This window comes from Nostoc sp. CMAA1605 (assembly GCF_021596505.1).
GTDB lineage: Bacteria > Cyanobacteriota > Cyanobacteriia > Cyanobacteriales > Nostocaceae > Trichormus.
On sequence record NZ_PJIZ01000005.1, the window covers coordinates 15,593 to 33,833 of the forward strand.

Genomic DNA, 18,241 nt, shown 5'->3' on the forward strand with positions numbered 1-18,241 from the left:
AAGGGACTTGTAACTAAAACAAGACTTATGTCAGCAAAATGTGTCATTCCGACCGGAATGTATTACAGGAAGCCATTCCAGAGTTTTAGGCGATTACATCAATAGATTTCCCTGCTGTCCCCTGCTACTTATTCGCTAAAGGTAAGAGTAAGCGACTCACTACACGATGATCAGGTAACTGATAGAGGTTTAATTCTCCTTTGAGTTGCTGCATTAGCTGTTGACAGATGAGTAAATGTAAACCTGGGAGTTGGTCTAGATAACTGCAAGTGAGCAAATCTTTACGAGTTTTCTGTTCTAGTTCAGTCAACAATTCTGGTGCAATTACGCCGTTGTCTGTAATCGATACCTCAACAAATTGCTCATCTAGACGACGACACCAAATATCAATTCTGCTGCCGTGTGGGGAACGCTGACAAGCAGCAAGTAAGACTTCATGGAGGATTAATTCAAATTTCATCAAATCGCCAGTAATCACCATTGGGGCAGAATGGTTGGCAGTGACTGTATTCTTCACTAAGGCAGAACTCTGATTAGATTCTGAGTCAGAATTATTTGCTCCCAAACCATGAACCCCAATCCACATCTTTTGGCTTTGGAGTAAATTTTCTATGCGTTCGAGCGATCGCTTTAATAAACTGGCAATGGGCATAGTCTCCCCACCCATAGACAATTGCCACTGTTCTTGCTTCAACAAGCTGGTAATTGCTGTGTTGGCGTGATCTAACTGTCGTAGCAATAATTTGTAGCGTGTCTGTGTCAATTCATTATTGGGAATCCCCACATCATGAATTTGACCAAGTAGTTGCGCTGTAGTTCTGTGAACTTCTTCTAACCGCCGATGCTTATACCAATTGAGTTGTCGTAATTCTTCCATTTTCGCTGCCTGAATAGTGCTAATTTGCTGTTGACGACGCAACCAAGCCAATTGCTCAATCAGCGTTTCTATGGCGTTGAGGGTTTGTTGTGGCCAGTAGCGTTCTGTATGGTCTGCTAGAACAATTACGGATGTAGGTTGATGATGAGCCGCAGTCCGTAAAGCGATGATTAAGATTTTACTCGTAGCCGGACAATTTAACCATTTTTTGGTTTCCGGTGGTAAATCTTCGACTTTTAAGTTTAAATAACCATCTTTAGACAATGCCCACTGAATTAACGCTTCATACTGCACAAATACTTGGGCATCTGCACGAATACTAAAGTGACTATCAGCAAAAACTCCAGGGATAATCTCTGCTGTTTCTTGTTCCTCAGACCAAGTCAACATTAAGGATAAAGGACAACCAAGAATCGCCGCAATTTGCTTGAGTGCGGTAATTTCTAGATAATTTTCTTCAGTCTCAGCATTGTCGCTATGGGCTTCTTCTAAAATACAGAGTGATTGTTGAATACTCTGCAAAATCTTTTGTTGTTGTTCATTACTGGTAAGTAGTCGCCACTGACGTAAAACTACACCAATTTGCTGACTGACAATCCACAATAATTCTTTTTCGGCGTTACTCCAGGTACGATGTTGAGTGTGGGTAATCAGGAGAATGGCTTCTGGTCGATGACCTTGAGTACAGTTACAAACTAAGAGCGATCGCACACCGTTGTCAATTAACGGTGGTCGCCAATTAAAAAAGCGTAAATCTTCGTCTAAATTCTCCACTTCTACAGTAGTTTGCGCCGACTTGAGCATTTGTCTATCGGTTTCGGTTAATAAACTAAAAGCGAAGGTTAAAGGACGGCGATTGTGAGGTTGGGTTTGATAAATTACCTGATAGTTATTGCGATCAGCGTCATATTGTAAAACTAAAAAACGGGTGGCATTCAGCCGAGATAAAACTTTAGCCGCACAAATTCTTAAAGTTTCTTTGAGGTCTTGGTGAGTATAGATAGCTTGAGCTACTTGACTTGTCAGGTGCGAATCTTCTTGAATTTTTTCAATGGTAGTTTCCATTTTTTCCGTTGGAGTGACCAAAGAAATGAAACCCGCCGCACCTTGTACAAAATTTTTGTCTGCTTCTGACCACATCCGGGGTTGAACATCTTCTACAGCCAAAAAACCCAAGAGGTCTTTTTGCCACATAATGGGAGCTGCTAACAGCGATCGCACCCGCCAGCGTTGCAACAATTTGGCTGTAAAATGGCTACTGAGAGAACTGCGTGCATCACCAATCCAGACAATTTGATTGGTTGATAAAGCATAGTAAAAATCACTCAATTCTTGTACAGTCATCCCCACAGCCTGCTGTTGCTGCTGCGCCTCCCGACTCATTTTCACAAACTGATTACTAATGCGACACCAAAAATAGCGTCCCGGCCGATCAAACCAATAAATGTTGGTGCGACTTGGCGACACGAATTCATGAGTTGCTTCTACTGCGGCTTTGAGTCTTTCTTCTAAGTTATTGAGGTTATGTAAATTGTCGAGTAATTCTAATAAAGGCTGATCAGGACGTTTAGTTTGCTTTTGCTGTAACCGAATTTCATTTTGATGCAGAATAGAACCTAATTCCCCCAAAACAATCATCACACTGGTTTTCGCCTCTTCTGGAATTAAATAACCCCAGCGTTCGGCAGCTATTAACAGCAACCCCAAACAAGTTTCCTTGTAGCGGATGGGAAAAATGATTGTCCCTCGGACATTGTGTCTTGTACCGAATTCTTGCCACTCACTCAGTCTAGTTTCAGTACGAATATCCGGTACACCCAAAGGACGCTGTTGAATCACCACTTGCTCTAACAAGTCACCAGGACGGATGATCAAGCGTTTGCGTAAAAAATTATCATCCCCGCTAGGAGTGATACCGCCTTGACCTGATAAAGAGTGCTTGAGGCGATCGTAAGTAGCAATCCAAACTAAATTGTAATTAAACTGTTTTTGAATATAAGAAGTAGTAATTTTAATCAGAACCTCGACATCATCTTCTTCCCTCAGACTTTGCAAGACACGTCCCAAGGCAACAATTTGTTGTTCGGCAGCTATCGGTGGTTGTGGCAGCCCCATCTGATTCTTAGTCAACATAACTTGTAATATATAAGATGCCCATAAAATAGCCCTGACTAATATTGTTACGATTGTTTACCGAGAAATTCAGGATGAAAATTGGGGATTGGGGAATGGGGACTGGGGACTGGGGAATGGGGACTGGGGACTGGGGATTGGGGACTGGGTACTGGAGATTGGGAAAAAGATAGACAAGGTAGAAAAATTGACTAATGACTAATGACTAATGACTAATGACTATTGAAATGGATATCTATCAAATCGCTGTTCGTCCGGTTTTATTCAACCTACTAAAAGCAGACCCAGAGTGGTCACATCACCAAGCAATCAGCATCCTCCGTTGGCTATCTCATCAGCCTGAAAATAGTTGGATGCACAGCTTGCTAGCGAAATCTTTATGTTTACAAAATCACCGCCTGGAACAGAATCTATTTGGTTTACATTTTCCTAACCCCGTAGGCTTGGCTGCTGGTTTTGATAAAGATGCTGTAACGTCGGGTATTTTGTCAAGTCTGGGTTTCGGTTTTGCTGAACTGGGAACTGTGACATTTGTAGCACAACCAGGAAATCCTCGTCCTCGTTTATTTCGCTTGCTTCCTGATCAAGCCGTTCTCAATCGTATGGGGTTTAATAATAGTGGTGCAGCAGCAATGGCAGCACGACTAACTCAAGACCAACAAGAATTTACTCCATCCATACCCATAGGCATTAATTTGGGTAAATCAAAGGTGACACCTCTAGAGTCAGCCGCCGATGACTATTTAAATAGTTTTCGCTTACTCAAAGATTTGGGAGATTATTTTGTAGTTAATGTTTCTTCACCCAACACTCCAGGGTTGCGATCGCTCCAAGATGCCTCTATGCTCAGTTCGATCTTGGATGTACTACAAGAAGACAACAGTACACATAAACCAATATTTGTCAAGATAGCACCTGATTTAGAGTGGGAAGCGATCGCCGACATTATTACTTTGGCGAAAACCTACCAATTAGCAGGGATGATTGCCACTAATACGACTATTAGTCGTGAGAGACTAAAAACTCAGGTGATTGACATAACGGGCAAATCACCTGAGCAAGAAGCCGGAGGGATTAGTGGCGCGCCATTACGCGATCGCTCCACAGAAGTCATCAGGTTTATTTGGCAGCAAACCCAAGGGCAGATTCCAATTATCGGGGTAGGTGGTATATTCTCCCCTGACGATGCTTGGGCAAAAATCACTGCGGGTGCAAGCCTCATTCAAGTGTATACAGGCTGGATTTACGAAGGCCCAATGATGGTACGCCGCATTTTAGAAGGTTTGCTAACCAAATTAGAACAACATGGACTCAATTCCATCTCGGAAGCAGTAGGTTTAGACTTTCGGAGTCAATAGTCAACAGTCAACAGTCAACAGTCAACAGTTAACATTCCGCACTCAGCACTCAGCACTCAGCACTCAGCACTCAGCACTCAGCACCCAGCACTCAGCACTCAGCACTCCCTAATTCTCCTCTAGTGGAAAGAACTCCTTAGTTTTTTCTGAAAAAGTCCAAGCAATTCCATCAGGATCACGGCTGCGAGTCCATTCAGGAAAGTCAGGATCATTACGACGTTTATAAACAGTGCTGGAATAAACATTGAGCCGTTTAGCCAGTTCTGACTGAATTAAAGAGCCAAATAATAGCTGTTTTGCTAGATTTTGTTTCGCTTCTTCAGTAGCTACTGGTGGCGGTAATTCAGCTTCTGTTTCTGGTTCTGGCTCTGCTTCTGGTTCTGCTGCAACTGGTTCTGGTGGTGGCGGTGCTAAGAGCGATCGCGCCTCTTTAGTGACAGTTGGTGTAGTTAGTTGCTTAACAGGCTCACTACTGTCAAGAATATTACCTAAAATACTACCTGTGATGAAGTAATAAACTTCACCACTTTCTCCAGTTGGTAGTATGCTTGCGCCGAATTCAGAAGCTTTACTATCTAGATAGCGTTTTGCTTGTGTACCGGGAAAGTTTCCCCGAATTGCCAAGTCTACCGGTGTAATTTTGCCTTGATTTTCTCTAACTAACTGACTAAAAATCGGGTTAACTCGCTGACACCACTGTTGCCATTGGTATTGTTGCCAAACATTTAACCCAATCAGCAAAACCAGAAAAGCCAGCAAAAATTTCCAGGTAGTAACCAGGACAATAATCACAAACGATATTGGCAAAAGGAGAACGAGAAAGCCTTTCCCGCTACCTTCTATGGTTTTTTCACTCATGCCGATTTTTGCCAAGCGAATTTTTTGGGAAATAATATATTATATTGGCAAAAATCGAGACACATAATTGTATAGTTTGGCAAAGTTAGGAAAAATCAGGCAAAAATATCATTAATTTAAATTTGCCAAACCGCGAAACCCTTATAAATACGGCAAAAACCAGGAAAAAACTTTTTACAAGTTGCTATTGTTCTGAAAAAGCAACTTTACTTGCTGAATAAGTTCGTAGTAAGGACTTTAGTCCTTGCCTTGAGGTCTAAAACCTCACTACTAAATTACAAAAGCCATCAGCAAAAAATTTATATTGACTCTTGACACTACAAAATACATATACTACATTAATACTACAAGCTGACGTTCCCAAAGGAGTTAAGCAAGACTTTCAATCAATTTGTGTAGTGGATAGTTCAAATAGCAGAACGCCCATATTGCCTGAAAAGGCCGACTTATCGAGGGTTATCACAACAACTAACTAACAACTTAATTTCCCATCCCTTGATTAAACTCCTGGAAATGCAGGTGTAAATCCTGCTCCACTACATCAATCTAAAATTAATCAAAAATTTGTATCTGGTGGGTAGCTCAATTTGGTAGAGCAATGAGCATCCTTAGTTCAGCAATTTGCCTGAAAAGGCCGACGAATCAAAGGTTATCGTTAATTCATGAGTTGTAGGTTCAAATCCTATCCCACCAGACAAACAACTATTTTAAAGTTTGAATTTTCATGTAGCGGGTGGCGGAATTGGTAGACGCGCTAGACAAAAAACCTTGATCATAACTTGTCTGCAAAGGCTGAAGATTCGAGGGTTATCGGGATCTTGTGACTAACAGTCTTGCAGGTTCGACTCCTGCCCCGCTACCAAGATTTAGTGTTGAGTGCTGAGTAATGAGTAATGAGTAATGAGTAATGAGTAATGAGTAATCAATTCTTTAATTTTGAATTTTGAATTTTGAATTTTGAATTTTTATGTGGCAGGTAACTCAGTCGGTAGAGTGCCTAAACATCCTTATTCACCCCTCGCCTGCAAAGGCCGAAGAATGAGGGTTATCGCCTTCCACGCGGGATGTCGCAGGTTCAAATCCTGCCCTGCCACCTTTGATTTTTGCCCGCAAGGGCTGGGAGATGCAGCGATGAATTACAATTTTTTTACCAAAAACAAGACAACCACACCACAAACTCAACCCATCCCCGGAAGAGAAGGAGAAATGATCAAAGGCCGTTCCGGTGGTTGGATGTTCAATGCTGGTATTTGGCAGATGCTGCGCCGTTGTCTTTTAGTTGGTACAGCCCAAAGCACTTACTATGCAGGTAAACAAGAACTCACAGAAGACTTTGTGGCGGTTGTAAAACAAGCTGTTGCAGAAAATCCCAGCCGTGTCGCCGAGGAAATTTTGTACGCTAGTGATGGACGCGCCATCAATAACAGCGCACCTATCTTGGCTTTGGTGTTGTTGTCAATGGGTGAAACCCCAGAAGCAAAACAGGCTTTTGGTGAAATCTTTCCTCAAGTTGTCCGCACAGGTAGCCATTTCTATGAATGGTTGAACTACACCAAATCTCTGCGGGGTTTCGGTAAGATAGTGCGGGAAGCTGGTAAAACCTGGTTATCTCGTGAAGATGTCAAAGGTTTGGCTTACCAACTTTTGAAATATCAACAACGTCAAGGCTTTACTAACCGTGATGCTTTACGGTTGTTTCACGTCAAACCACCTACCGAAAATCACCGTCAACTCTATGAGTGGGTAGTGAAAGGTTGGGCAGAATTACCCAGCGAAATACCCTCACAAGCGTTAGCGCAGATTTGGTGGTATGAATGGTTAAAACGCAACCCCAGCGAAACCCACCAAGCCATTTTGCAAGGACGCTTAACCCACGAAATGGCTGCACCTGTGGGCAACATGGATAAACAAGCTTGGCAATTACTATTTCAGGAAATGCCTATTGGTGCAATGTTGCGTAACTTGGGTTCATTAACTGAACTAGGTGTATTACGGGCTGATGAAACTGCCAACTTGTCGCGGATAGAAGCTGTTCTCAACAACAAAGAACATCTGCGTAAAGGTCGTATTCATCCCATCGATGTTTTGAAAGCACTCAAAACTTACGAGTCTGGGGGAAGGCTAGGACGCAGTAAGAAAACTTGGAGTCCAGTTCCCCGCATCGTAGACATCTTAGAAAAAGCTGTTGAGTTGTCCTTTGATGTGGTAGAACCCACAGGTAAAGCTTTCATGCACGCCGTAGACGTTTCCGGTTCTATGGGTAGTTTGGTTGCAGATATGGGACTTAGCTGCTGTGAAATTGCCACCACAATGGCATTAGTGACAGCCAAAGCAGAGAAAAACTACATGATTCGTGGCTTTGCTACGGAATTTCGGGAATTAAACATTACAGCTAAAGATAGTTTTCGTTCTGCGGTGCAGAAAGCCAGCAACCAAAACTTCGGCGGCACAGATGCTTCTGTGGCTTATGACTGGATGATTAAAAATAAGTTCAAAGCTGATGTCGTCTGCTTCTGGACTGACTCCGAAAGCTGGGCGGGTTATAAACATCCCTCTCAAGCTTTGGCAGAGTACCGTAAAAAAGTAAATCCTGATGTTAAGGCAGTGTATGTCACCTTGACACCTTACCAAATTACCTTAGTAGATCCTAAAGATTCCCTGTCTTGGGATTTAGCAGGATTTGACCCTGGTACACCTCGCATCATCCAGATGTTAGCTCAAGGCGAGTTGTAAAAATAGTTGAATAGCTTCAGGATAAGGGGCGAGAATCTCTTATCCTTTTTCCTGGTGGGTCATCCTTATTCGTCACTTGCCCTTCGGGGACGCTGAATAGAGGGTTATCGGTTAAATCTCCACCATCTTTGGGGATGAGCGGGTACCCTTCGGGAAGCAAGCTACAATCCCCGCACCCACCTTTTACAATCATAATAATTAGGCCTGCCTTAAAAATGGGCATTGGGCATTGGGGATGGGAAGATTGATTTTTATTGTTCCTTGTGAGCGTAGCTCATCGAGTCTTTCAACGCAGTCGAATCAATCTACTCATCTTCGACCCAATTAAAGAGGAGATTGTTAAGTGGCAAAGCTAGAAAAGTATCGAGAATATGTTCAGCGTGTTTTGTCAGAATATGCCCAACGTCGAACATCACCTCATCATAAAGATGAGTTAGAAATGCAAACTATCTTTGATACTGTACACGACCATTATCAGTTAATCTATGTTGGTTGGGATCAAGGAAAGCGTGTTTATGGGCCTGTAATCCATTTAGATATTAAAAATGAAAAGATTTGGCTTCAGTGGAATGGTACAGAAGATGATATCGCTGCTGATTTAGTAGAAATGGGTGTGCCGAAGCAGGATATTGTATTGGGATTCCACTCACCTTATATGCGTCAGTTTACTGATTTTGCAGTTGGTTAGTTAGCATCTTAGAAGATTATTGGCTTATTCCCAAATTCTCAATAGTTTGCTTAGTTTTACTCAAGCTATCAATAGCCTGCTGCACTTTCTGGATTTGTTGCTTACATAATATTTGAGTAAATATCTTTAGGGATTTTTCCAGGTTAAATTCGCTTGTCTCAAGTGCTACTTTACTTTCTTTATTTTTTTTGATTTGATGAAGAAATATTCCCAGTTGATGTAAGCTTATGCCTCTAAAATAGTGACACCCACCTAGAGAGTAAAGTACATTAATCATTAGCTTATCTTCTTTAATCCTAGTGGCAATTAGTAAAGCTGTTTCAAAGAAATATTGACTTGTTTCATAGCTTCTCTGACTATACTCAAATTCATTACTACTTTCTATGTAATTTCCTTCTTTTTCATTTATTATTGCCAATATATGTGTGCTTAAAGAAAATTTATAAAGCACAACACCTAATATTGTGTAACAATCGATATATTCAAAAACCATGTTTTTAATTGCTTGAAAAAAAGGATTATCTGATAAATTTGGTTCTTGTCTTAATTCTTCAAAAGAATCTACACCATAAAATTCAATAGCATGATAAATAACTTCTAAAATAAGTGTTTCCTGTGCATTAAGTCCCTGTTTTACTATTTTATCTGCATTTTCTATATTTAAATACATTTGTTCTTGACTATTATTCACATTTTCTGTAACAATAATTTTTGGAATCAGTAATTGGGATTGATTAGTTATTAAGCTAGAAAAAAATATCCCAGCTTCAGTGTGAGATTTCTTCCAATCATCTGTTAATTTAAGTCTTTCTATTGCTTCTTGGCGGATAGCTTCATATAGATAGTACCCTTCTTGGCTAAACTTCAGTAACGCTCTATCTCGTAAAGCCCTAATAAATCGACGTTTATTGCGGTCATTTTTTTCATCCCAAAGCAAATGAAAAATTTCTTCCTCATTTATTGCAGAAATATATTGGTAACGATAACAACCTAATCGGCATAAAAGTTTATAGGCTTGGGGATTATCTCTTTTAAGCTTATCAAACTGACGTTTAACAAGATTTTCTAACTTTGGATTCGCTAATAAATCATTCTTATATTTATGCCATTGTTCTCTCGAAACAATTTTAAATTCTTCATTTTGAATATCAGCACATATAAGAGACATGGCTTCAGCATTACCCCCATAAGCTTGGTTTATCTGACTAATAGTCTCAATTTCTATATCAATATTTAAATATTCAAAATACTCTCTCCATGTTTCTACCTTCAGCCCTTCTAAATGATAAGTTTTTATATCTTCTGGTTTAAATCTAGAATCATATATTAACTCGCGAGTTGTGATCAGTGTAATTGATTTGACACTGCTATCGAAAAGGGTTTTTAAGAGTTCAATATAGTTGTCTTCCTGTTGTTCTACAAATTCCCCATTTATCAAACATGATTCTAAGTTATCAATTAAAATTCCAACTCTTTGAGTTTGAAGCTCTTTTTTAAGTTGTTCTAACATCATTAGGAAATTTGGCTCTGGATTTATCTTAAAGTAATCTCTTAGTTTAAACCTTATACCATCTTCTACTGAGTTGAGATTTTCGGATGTTGTTCCTATTCGTAGTTCTAAATAGTCTAAACCTTGAATCTCAAACCATTTTCTAGCTAAGGTAGTTTTACCTACACCACCCTCTGCTTGAATAAGAATAACCTTTGCACCTTTATTAACAAATTCGTTGATGCGGACGATATCTTTATCACGACCCAAAAAATAATAATTATGAAGTAAATTCCTATCTTGAATTTTATTCTCATTATGTATAGTTTGGGAATTTTCTTGATTTAACAATTCAGGCTTATATTTTGCAAATAAAGTAATCAATTCTTTAAACTTAGAGCGGCGTTGATCTGGAAATTCATTGGTTAAACCAAATGTTTTACAAATTTCTTCACGATGCTTTCTTACAGTTGCTGGTGCTATGTGCAGAGATGTGGCAATTGCTTCATCTGTCTCACTAGCTAAAAGCTTTAGCAAAACCTCTTTACGCCTTGGAGTCAAATTTTTAAATACTGTATTAAACCTTTGTTGATCCATATTCAGTAGCACATTATTAATGGCAATACACATCTGTGTACTCAATTTATTTGCAAAGACTCACAGAATGAGTATTTGTTGTGTACTAGACTAGCGCAAAAGTTGATGTAATAATTTACAACTCACAAGTTATGAAATCTACTTACATCCACGGAAAATGCTACTACCAAGGTGATAACGGTATTATGCTTCCTGCCGTCACCACAGTTCTAAAAGCTACACAGTCTCCAGAATCTCTCAAAGCACTCTCTCATTGGCGTAATAAAGTCGGTGACATAGAAGCAAATCGAATTGCTGCAAATAGTCGCCGTCGAGGAAATGCTTTGCATCAGTTGATTAAAAAATATCTGCAAGGCTATTTAGTTAAAGCTGACAAGAGTTTTGTTCAACCTTACTGGGATAGTGTTCAGCTTGTACTGAACAAGATTAGTGATGTTCAACTCGTTGAACAAGACGCACCTAACTATGTTGAACGTTATGCAGGAAAAGTTGATTTAGTAGCACGTTACCAAGGTGTTCCGCATACTATAGAATGGACAACGGCCGAAGAAGCAAAACCTAGTATCCATCGGCTCTATGACAAGCCGTTACAATTAGCAGCTTATACAGGTTCAGTCAATCGGCATTATAGCCATATCTTCAAATCCAAAATCAATCATGCTTTAATTGTTGTGGCCTTGCCAGATAGAGACGCTCAAATTTTTTCATTTAACCGCTCAACGCTAATTAATGAATGGCACAATTGGTTGAATCGACTGAGGTTATTTTACAAGTTTTTCTCCTAATGTTCTCGCTGCCTGGAATTGTATAGGCGATGTCTATACAAGACTTCGCCTCCTGTAATTTCTAACAGGTAGTCCTTTGCATCCTTGTATCTTCCATCTCTTGGGCAAAGTCGAGAATGGTGATTTTTTATCTTTACAACCAATATGGGTTTTCAATATTTCATATTCTGATTCAGTAACAGGCAAATTTTTATAAAGGTGGGGGAAAGCGAATATCTGCACTGAAACTCTCTACACTAGCACTTTGATGAATGGGTAAGACATATTCTAAGTTTTCATGAGGGCGAGGAATAATATGATCAGCTAGCCATTCACCACCATTAACTCGTTTGATGGCATCTAATCCAGCTTTCACAGCAACGTTAACTTCCCCTAGTTCTCCGCGAATCAGGACTGTAATGCGTCCTAAATCAGTATTTTCGTATCCTACTAAAGTGACACGGGCAGCTTTACACATAGCATCACCCACTTCTAGTGCTGTGGGAACGCCGTAAACTTCAATCATGCCTAGTGCCAAGGTCATAGAAAATTGAGCAATGAAAAAGAATAGGATTTGCAATTGGGATGAATACAATTCAAATCCTATCAAGAATGAGGAATGAGTAATACAGCTTTTGTGAGAAGAATCTCATCACGGTTAACAGTGAGCCACTTCAAATTGGTAAAATTCTCAAGCACTAGAGCGAACTTCATTCCCATGCAAATCAACTGGCAATCTGTCAAAACCTACGAAGATATCCTGTATCACAAAACCGACGGTATCGCTAAAATCACCATCAACCGTCCCCATAAACGTAATGCTTTTCGACCTAAGACTGTCTTTGAACTTTATGATGCTTTTTGTGATGCTCGTGAAGATACTAGTATTGGTGTAGTTCTTTTTATGGGTGCAGGGCCTCATACTGATGGTAAATACGCTTTCTGTGCAGGTGGCGACCAGAGTGTCAGAGGTCAAGCAGGTTACGTTGATGATGACGGTGTGCCTCGCTTGAATGTGTTGGATTTGCAACGCCTGATTCGTTCGATGCCTAAAGTTGTCATTGCCCTTGTCGCTGGCTATGCCATTGGCGGTGGACACGTTCTTCATCTAATTTGTGACCTGACTATTGCGGCGGATAATGCGATTTTCGGGCAGACAGGCCCTAAAGTCGGCAGTTTTGATGGTGGTTTTGGTGCTAGTTATCTGGCGCGCATAGTCGGACAAAAAAAAGCGCGAGAAATTTGGTTTCTCTGTCGTCAATATGATGCTCAACAGGCTTTAGAGATGGGTTTAGTAAATTGTGTTGTGCCTGTCAATGAACTGGAAACAGAGGGAATTAAATGGGCGCAAGAAATTTTGGAGAAAAGTCCGATTGCGATTCGTTGTTTAAAAGCTGCTTTTAACGCCGATTGTGACGGACAGGCGGGTTTACAAGAACTGGCCGGTAATGCCACTTTGTTATATTACATGACGGAAGAAGGCTCGGAAGGTAAGCAGGCTTTCTTGGAAAAACGTCCACCTAATTTCCGTAATTTCCCTTGGCTGCCTTAAGGTGCTTGGCGGTGATTTAAATTAGGGTTCTTGATGGTTAACAGTGGATGGTTGACTGTTAACTGTCAGCTTAAGAAAAGACCCCAAGACCTCACTGTTCCCTGTTTTCTGTTCACCAATCAAACTAAAAAATCGCACCCTGCCTAGAGATGCGATCGCTAAAAACTATGAACTTACAGCACAAGAAATTTTAAAATCGGATGTTAATTTGATGCAGAATGGACATTAAGTTAGGTAATATGGTGGATGATTAGATGAATACTGTCTCAACTTTTGTTTGTTCAGAAGTGGAGGCAGTGTTTTCCTGAGCTGAAACAAAAGCAGAATCTTCTAAAGCAGATATTTGACAATCAGATTTATTTAAAACTGGTGTAGCATCAGGCAAGCTCCAAGCATCTTCCAACGTTTCCCAAGAAGGCGCGAAAGGTGGTAGTGCTAAAGAACAAGCCTTCCAACTAGCTTGGACAGGTACGCCCAATTGTTGGCAATTTCCACCACGACGACCTTCTGGTTTGTAGTGGCGACAATAGCGACAGGCAGATGTCAAACAATTAATGGGTTTCATTTGGGTTCATCTTTGATGCCGATTAGGGCAAATTTCTGTCTTTATATTTTCCTTCTAGATATAAATACGTAGTGATCCCATAACCCGTGATTATATCTAGGTTATAGCCTTTTAATGGCTAAATATGCTTTAGATTATTTTTAGATTCTTGTTATATTTTTAAATGTTTGTTGTAGTGATCACATAGAAATTATTGCCTATAACCCATTGGGGATCAAGGGTAAAAGTCAAGTTTTTAATGTAGGGAAAATTTTCAATTAATTTGTAAACTGTGACTTTATAGACTATTATTGTGTCATTTTTATGATATTGGCAAGTAAATTTGCATACAAGAATCAAATATGATTGACAGCAAAGATTAAATCCAGGTTTTTGGAGTTGGCTGGATGTAATGTAGTCGATATTCAAACTGGCGACACAAAATCTACCATCAAAAGAGTAGATGGTATTCTACTTTCAGATAGAGAAATCAACCAATTTTGGATTTTGGATTTTAGATTTTAGATTGACCCCAACCAAGTTAGCGTAGCGGGATGTACTTGATCATCTGAGTGATTGTTTGACACTACATAAAGCACATACACCCCAGCGCAGGAGTTCTCCAGATGGTGTGGGACATTGACATTGAGGGCAGAGGGGTAAACCTTGCGATCGCGTCTGTGTGACTTTCGCCCAAGACTCAAATACCTGATTGACATTCTGTTGATTAGCCTGAGTCACCCTCTGAGGGTGATGGCTATCTCCTAAATAACTGGGATGATCCTGCGGAGAAAAGCTAGTTGGTGGCGGTGATAAATCTGGAGCCTTGTGCCAACCAGCCGTAGAAAAGCGGATATCTACCAAAGACATAGACAACTTGCTATTTAACTTGAGCAGTAGTGTCTGACGGCTAAATGTCAAATTCTGCGCCCAGGCTGCGCTAGAGGTAGCGACACGCAACACATCACGCTGCGTGGATATGGGGCGAGAATGGTGAGCAGCTACAGATCCCACAACTTCTGCCCAGGATTGGAGTATCAAGGTCAATGGGTCGGCTTGCCATTTAGCTTGCTGTTCTAAAACACCTAAAATATCATTAATTGGTTTAAGTGACATTTCGCCTAAGAGTAGCAAAAATCAAGATTAGTTCTGGGATCTATACTAATCAACAATTTTCGTTACGATTAGCACAAAATTATCTACAGTTAATCCAGCAGCCCCAGTTGGAGGTACGAGGCCATGAGTCAAAATCCCCTGATGGATTCCGGTACGCGATCGCCTAAAATATCTGGTTTAAACCCAGCATTAGCAGCAGCATTAGGAAGTTTAGAAGTACAGTTAGACCAAGAATTAGCTCGTTACCGACGCTCACGCATGGGAATACGAGCCACCAGCAAGCCTTCAGCGCATAGCTATGTCAGCAGTCCTTCCCCAGAAGTGACTACCCATCCTAGCCCCATAGCCGATACTCCATTTCCAACCTTAGAGATTAGCAACTATCTCGCTACTATCCCTGTTCCAGAAACCCCAAAAGCACCACCAGCCACCCCACCGATCATCAAAGAAACACCGGAACATCATGCAGTTGCTATCAACTCCGAGTCTCACAACCAAATTCCTCTACCTCCACCCCAAGCTGCTAGCAGCCTAGTACCGGCGACTACCCAGACAACCCCCCAGGACAAACTTTTAGCTAATGATGCTCCTAGCCAACCAGATGACTATTTAGAATCGAGTGAAGCTCTGTTGCGTAGTTTAACAGACGAACAATCAGCAGATAATCAACCCACTAATTCTGGTGATAGCCTTTTATCACCCTTGGGTATAGGTTCGATACTACTGTTGTTATTAGCAAGCTTGACCTTGGGCTATGTGGTGTTTAATCCCAAAAGCCTACCCCAATTCAATTTGAGCAAGTTACTTAACAATAATCCACCTGCCAATAACACTAATTCCGAGACTGTCAGCAATCAGTCCCAACCCCAACCAGAACTTACGCCTATACCCAAATATCCCAACTTAGCCGCCAAGGAATTTCCAGAAGTCAAAGATCCCAATGACATAGTTGGCTTACAACCAAAAATTGTCCCCACACCCTTAGCACCATCTAATCCCTTAGTAGTTTCTACGCCCTTGCTTCCCCCTGCTACTAACCCTCTTAGCCAAGTACAGCCTTTACCGCCTGCGGATCTATCACCCACCCTACAACCTTCGCCATCAACCACTACTACACCCACCCAGACAAACGCAGAAATCAAACCCGCAGCAGATGGACGTTACTATATAGTGGCTGAAAATCAAGATGCTAGTACCTTAGCAGCAGCCAGACAAGTAGTTTCTGATGCTTATTTATCAAGCAATCAAAAATTAATTTATCTGGGCGCGCTCACTAGCAAAGAAGAAGCCCAACAAAGAATCAAACAGTTACAAGCTAAAGGAGTGAAAGCTAGGGTGCAACAACCATGAATGGTAGAAATTAATTTAGGATAGGATTGGGGAAGCTTACCAATTCAAAATTCAAAATTCAAAATACCCTACGGAAAGCAAGCTACAAAATTAAAAATTAGGAAATCCATATTTTGCAAGGGTTTCTGGATTTGGATATGTTTCATAATTTTAGTGAATTGGTATTACCCAAGGGGATTTTGCATTAATATCATGCTCTGCAACGGAGAGCCACATGGAATTGATCAAGCGGATCGTGCGTGTCATCAACGCTAACCTCAACAGTTTCTTAGACAGTGCAGAAGATCCAGAAAAAGTGCTGGAGAAAACTGTCATGGAAATGCAGGAAAATTTAGTTTTGTTACGACAGGGCGTCGCCCAAGCGATCGCCACTCAAAAACGCACGGAACGCCAAGCCGCATCGGCTCAATCTACAGCAGAAGAATGGTATCGTCGCGCCCAACTAGCCCTCAATCAAGGTAATGAACCGCTAGCCAGAGAAGCCCTCACCAAACGCCACGCCTATCTAGAAACAGCTACCGCCTTAAATAACCAAATACAACAGCAAAATCAAGTAGTAGCTAGACTCAAACAGGATATGCGAACCTTAGAGTTAAAAATAGCGGAAGCCAAAACCAAAAAAGATATGTACATTGCTCGCGCTCGTGCAGCTCAAGCTTCCTCTAAACTTCAGGATATGCTCAGTGAAGCATCAGCCACCAGCAGCAAAAGTGCGTTTGATCGGATGGAAGAAAAAGTATGGCAACTGGAAGCGCAATCAGAAGCGATCGCGCAGTTGGGTAATGATAACTTAGAAAAACAATTTACAGCTTTAGAAGCTGCTCAAGACGTAGAACAGGAACTAGCAGCTATGAAAGCAAATCTCTTAGAGAATACGGAACAAACACCAAAACAGCATTTACCCCCAAGTTAGAGCAGGGGGCAGGGGATGAGGCAAGGGGGCAGGGGGCAGGGGGCAGGGGAGAAAGAATATAATGGTCTTCTACTGTATCAAAGTGGAAAAATTTAATCTTTAACGGTTCATCATCAATTGAACAATTAGGTAATCTTTTAGTTCAGGGGATATTTTAGTAGTTAGATGAGTTTCGGGATGTACTAACCCAGACCGGAAAGATTACATTAAAAATGGAAGTTATTAAGTAGTAAAAAAGCGAACCACCCAAGCTAGCGCGTAAACTTTACAAGGGAAAACAAAGTTATGGGACTATTTGATCGGATTAAGCGAGTTGTTAGTGCTAACCTCAATGATTTAGTGAATAAGGCTGAAGATCCAGAAAAAATGCTGGAACAAGCCATTCTAGAGATGCAGGAAGACTTAGTACAGTTGCGTCAAGGGGTAGCTCAGGCGATCGCTGCCCAAAAACGCACAGAGAAACAATATAATGACGCTCAAAACGAAATTAATAAATGGCAACGCAACGCCCAACTGGCAGTGCAGAAAGGGGATGAAAACCTAGCTAGACAAGCCCTAGAACGGAAAAAAACCTATACCGAGACTGGTAATGCCCTCAAAACTAGCCTAGATCAACAAAACACCCAAATCGAAACCCTCAAACGCAACTTAATCCAGTTAGAGAGCAAAATCTCGGAAGCCAAAACCAAGAAAGAAATGCTCAAGGCTCGGATCACCACCGCCAAAGCCCAGGAACAACTCCAAGGCATGGTGCGGGGTATGAATACTAGCAGTGCAATGGCAGCCTTTGAGCGTATGGAAGAAAAAGTCCTCATGCAAGAAGCGCGCGCCCAATCAGCCGCCGAACTAGCAGGAGCAGACTTAGAAACCCAATTTGCTCAGTTAGAAGCGGGTAGTGACGTTGATGATGAATTAGCTGCTCTCAAAGCCTCATTAGCACCTGCAACCCCGCCCAACCAACCCCAACTACCCCCCCAACAAGAACAGCAACAATCCCCCCCTCCTGCTCAATCTACCCCTCAATCTAACAACGTGGTTGACAGTGAGTTGGAAGCCCTACGCCGCCAATTGGATCAGATGTAATCATTGCGAAATACTCAGTATCAATAATCCCACACCTCCTGGTAGTGGGATTTTGTTTTTGTTCCTTAGTCATCGGCTGTTTTCTCCTATGCCCAATACCCCATTCCCCATTCCCAATCGTTAACATGAGAAAATATCTATGCAATAGAGACTATGGACTGTTGACGACTTTGGGATACAGTATTT

General features: G+C 41.2%; 14 protein-coding genes and 3 tRNA genes. 11 read left to right on the forward strand and 6 right to left on the reverse strand.

Going from position 1 to position 18,241, the window contains the following annotated elements; translation table 11 throughout:
- Window positions 1–124 precede the first annotated feature (124 nt).
- Window positions 125–2,992 (reverse strand): sensor histidine kinase, encoded by a 2,868-nt coding sequence (locus CV014_RS03025; protein WP_236140674.1) that lies wholly within the window; start codon window positions 2,990–2,992, stop codon window positions 125–127.
- 245 nt (window positions 2,993–3,237) lie between these two features.
- Here CV014_RS03025 and CV014_RS03030 point away from each other — a divergent pair, with 245 nt between their 5' ends.
- Window positions 3,238–4,368: a quinone-dependent dihydroorotate dehydrogenase gene (locus CV014_RS03030; protein ID WP_236140768.1), complete on the forward strand. Its 1,131-nt coding sequence runs from the start codon at window positions 3,238–3,240 to the stop codon at window positions 4,366–4,368.
- 108 nt (window positions 4,369–4,476) lie between these two features.
- Here the strand turns inward: CV014_RS03030 and CV014_RS03035 are convergent, their stop codons facing one another.
- Window positions 4,477–5,226 carry a hypothetical protein gene (locus tag CV014_RS03035; RefSeq protein WP_236140675.1) on the reverse strand — a complete coding sequence of 250 codons (750 nt, stop codon included), beginning with the start codon at window positions 5,224–5,226 and terminating at the stop codon, window positions 4,477–4,479.
- Window positions 5,227–5,797: 571 nt separating this feature from the next.
- Between CV014_RS03035 and CV014_RS03040 the strand changes: the two genes are divergently transcribed.
- The 5 genes from CV014_RS03040 to CV014_RS03060 all read left to right on the forward strand — a co-directional run bounded on the left by CV014_RS03040 (window position 5,798) and on the right by CV014_RS03060 (window position 8,647).
- A tRNA-OTHER gene (locus CV014_RS03040) sits at window positions 5,798–5,920 on the forward strand.
- Window positions 5,921–5,953: 33 nt separating this feature from the next.
- A tRNA-OTHER gene (locus CV014_RS03045) sits at window positions 5,954–6,086 on the forward strand.
- A 110-nt stretch (window positions 6,087–6,196) separates the two neighbouring features.
- Window positions 6,197–6,320 (forward strand) — tRNA-OTHER (locus CV014_RS03050).
- Between the two features lie 37 nt (window positions 6,321–6,357).
- A complete protein-coding gene (locus CV014_RS03055; RefSeq protein ID WP_236140676.1) occupies window positions 6,358–7,959 on the forward strand; it encodes a TROVE domain-containing protein in 1,602 nt (533 codons plus the stop codon).
- Between the two features lie 343 nt (window positions 7,960–8,302).
- Window positions 8,303–8,647 (forward strand): XisI protein, encoded by a 345-nt coding sequence (locus CV014_RS03060; protein ID WP_236140677.1) that lies wholly within the window; start codon window positions 8,303–8,305, stop codon window positions 8,645–8,647.
- A 16-nt stretch (window positions 8,648–8,663) separates the two neighbouring features.
- Here CV014_RS03060 and CV014_RS03065 read toward each other — a convergent pair whose 3' ends face one another.
- The gene (locus CV014_RS03065) at window positions 8,664–10,766 is read right to left on the reverse strand and encodes a helix-turn-helix transcriptional regulator (RefSeq protein ID WP_236140678.1); all 2,103 of its coding nucleotides are present in this window, start codon (window positions 10,764–10,766) and stop codon (window positions 8,664–8,666) included.
- A 98-nt stretch (window positions 10,767–10,864) separates the two neighbouring features.
- On the opposite strand from CV014_RS03065, the gene CV014_RS03070 reads away from it, so the two are divergent.
- Window positions 10,865–11,518: an exonuclease gene (locus CV014_RS03070; protein WP_236140679.1), complete on the forward strand. Its 654-nt coding sequence runs from the start codon at window positions 10,865–10,867 to the stop codon at window positions 11,516–11,518.
- Window positions 11,519–11,708: 190 nt separating this feature from the next.
- Here CV014_RS03070 and CV014_RS03075 read toward each other — a convergent pair whose 3' ends face one another.
- A complete protein-coding gene (locus CV014_RS03075; RefSeq protein WP_236140680.1) occupies window positions 11,709–12,041 on the reverse strand; it encodes a carbon dioxide-concentrating mechanism protein CcmK in 333 nt (110 codons plus the stop codon).
- A 174-nt stretch (window positions 12,042–12,215) separates the two neighbouring features.
- Here CV014_RS03075 and menB point away from each other — a divergent pair, with 174 nt between their 5' ends.
- On the forward strand, window positions 12,216–13,049 hold the full coding sequence (menB, locus tag CV014_RS03080; protein ID WP_236140681.1) for a 1,4-dihydroxy-2-naphthoyl-CoA synthase: 834 nt from the start codon (window positions 12,216–12,218) through the stop codon (window positions 13,047–13,049).
- A 250-nt stretch (window positions 13,050–13,299) separates the two neighbouring features.
- Here the strand turns inward: menB and CV014_RS03085 are convergent, their stop codons facing one another.
- Window positions 13,300–13,614 (reverse strand): hypothetical protein, encoded by a 315-nt coding sequence (locus CV014_RS03085; RefSeq protein ID WP_236140682.1) that lies wholly within the window; start codon window positions 13,612–13,614, stop codon window positions 13,300–13,302.
- A gap of 543 nt (window positions 13,615–14,157) precedes the next feature.
- Complete coding sequence (locus CV014_RS03090; protein WP_236140683.1) at window positions 14,158–14,709, reverse strand: DciA family protein; 552 nt, start codon at window positions 14,707–14,709, stop codon at window positions 14,158–14,160.
- A gap of 123 nt (window positions 14,710–14,832) precedes the next feature.
- On the opposite strand from CV014_RS03090, the gene CV014_RS03095 reads away from it, so the two are divergent.
- From CV014_RS03095 to CV014_RS03105, 3 genes are all read left to right on the forward strand, one after another.
- The gene (locus tag CV014_RS03095) at window positions 14,833–16,059 is read left to right on the forward strand and encodes a hypothetical protein (RefSeq protein ID WP_236140684.1); all 1,227 of its coding nucleotides are present in this window, start codon (window positions 14,833–14,835) and stop codon (window positions 16,057–16,059) included.
- Between the two features lie 214 nt (window positions 16,060–16,273).
- A complete protein-coding gene (locus CV014_RS03100) occupies window positions 16,274–16,972 on the forward strand; it encodes a PspA/IM30 family protein (protein WP_236140685.1) in 699 nt (232 codons plus the stop codon).
- Between the two features lie 285 nt (window positions 16,973–17,257).
- On the forward strand, window positions 17,258–18,055 hold the full coding sequence (locus CV014_RS03105) for a PspA/IM30 family protein (protein WP_236140686.1): 798 nt from the start codon (window positions 17,258–17,260) through the stop codon (window positions 18,053–18,055).
- Window positions 18,056–18,241 lie beyond the last annotated feature (186 nt).

Coding starts and splice junctions, on each gene's coding strand:
- CV014_RS03055 (WP_236140676.1), top strand. CDS start 6,358: ATGAATTACAATTTTTTTACCAAAAACAAGACAACCACACCACAAACT.
- CV014_RS03095 (WP_236140684.1), top strand. CDS start 14,833: ATGAGTCAAAATCCCCTGATGGATTCCGGTACGCGATCGCCTAAAATA.
- CV014_RS03075 (WP_236140680.1), bottom strand. CDS start 12,041: ATGACCTTGGCACTAGGCATGATTGAAGTTTACGGCGTTCCCACAGCA.
- CV014_RS03030 (WP_236140768.1), top strand. CDS start 3,238: ATGGATATCTATCAAATCGCTGTTCGTCCGGTTTTATTCAACCTACTA.
- CV014_RS03085 (WP_236140682.1), bottom strand. CDS start 13,614: ATGAAACCCATTAATTGTTTGACATCTGCCTGTCGCTATTGTCGCCAC.
- CV014_RS03035 (WP_236140675.1), bottom strand. CDS start 5,226: ATGAGTGAAAAAACCATAGAAGGTAGCGGGAAAGGCTTTCTCGTTCTC.
- CV014_RS03105 (WP_236140686.1), top strand. CDS start 17,258: ATGGGACTATTTGATCGGATTAAGCGAGTTGTTAGTGCTAACCTCAAT.
- CV014_RS03070 (WP_236140679.1), top strand. CDS start 10,865: ATGAAATCTACTTACATCCACGGAAAATGCTACTACCAAGGTGATAAC.
- CV014_RS03100 (WP_236140685.1), top strand. CDS start 16,274: ATGGAATTGATCAAGCGGATCGTGCGTGTCATCAACGCTAACCTCAAC.
- CV014_RS03025 (WP_236140674.1), bottom strand. CDS start 2,992: ATGGGGCTGCCACAACCACCGATAGCTGCCGAACAACAAATTGTTGCC.
- CV014_RS03065 (WP_236140678.1), bottom strand. CDS start 10,766: ATGTGTATTGCCATTAATAATGTGCTACTGAATATGGATCAACAAAGG.
- menB (WP_236140681.1), top strand. CDS start 12,216: ATGCAAATCAACTGGCAATCTGTCAAAACCTACGAAGATATCCTGTAT.
- CV014_RS03090 (WP_236140683.1), bottom strand. CDS start 14,709: ATGTCACTTAAACCAATTAATGATATTTTAGGTGTTTTAGAACAGCAA.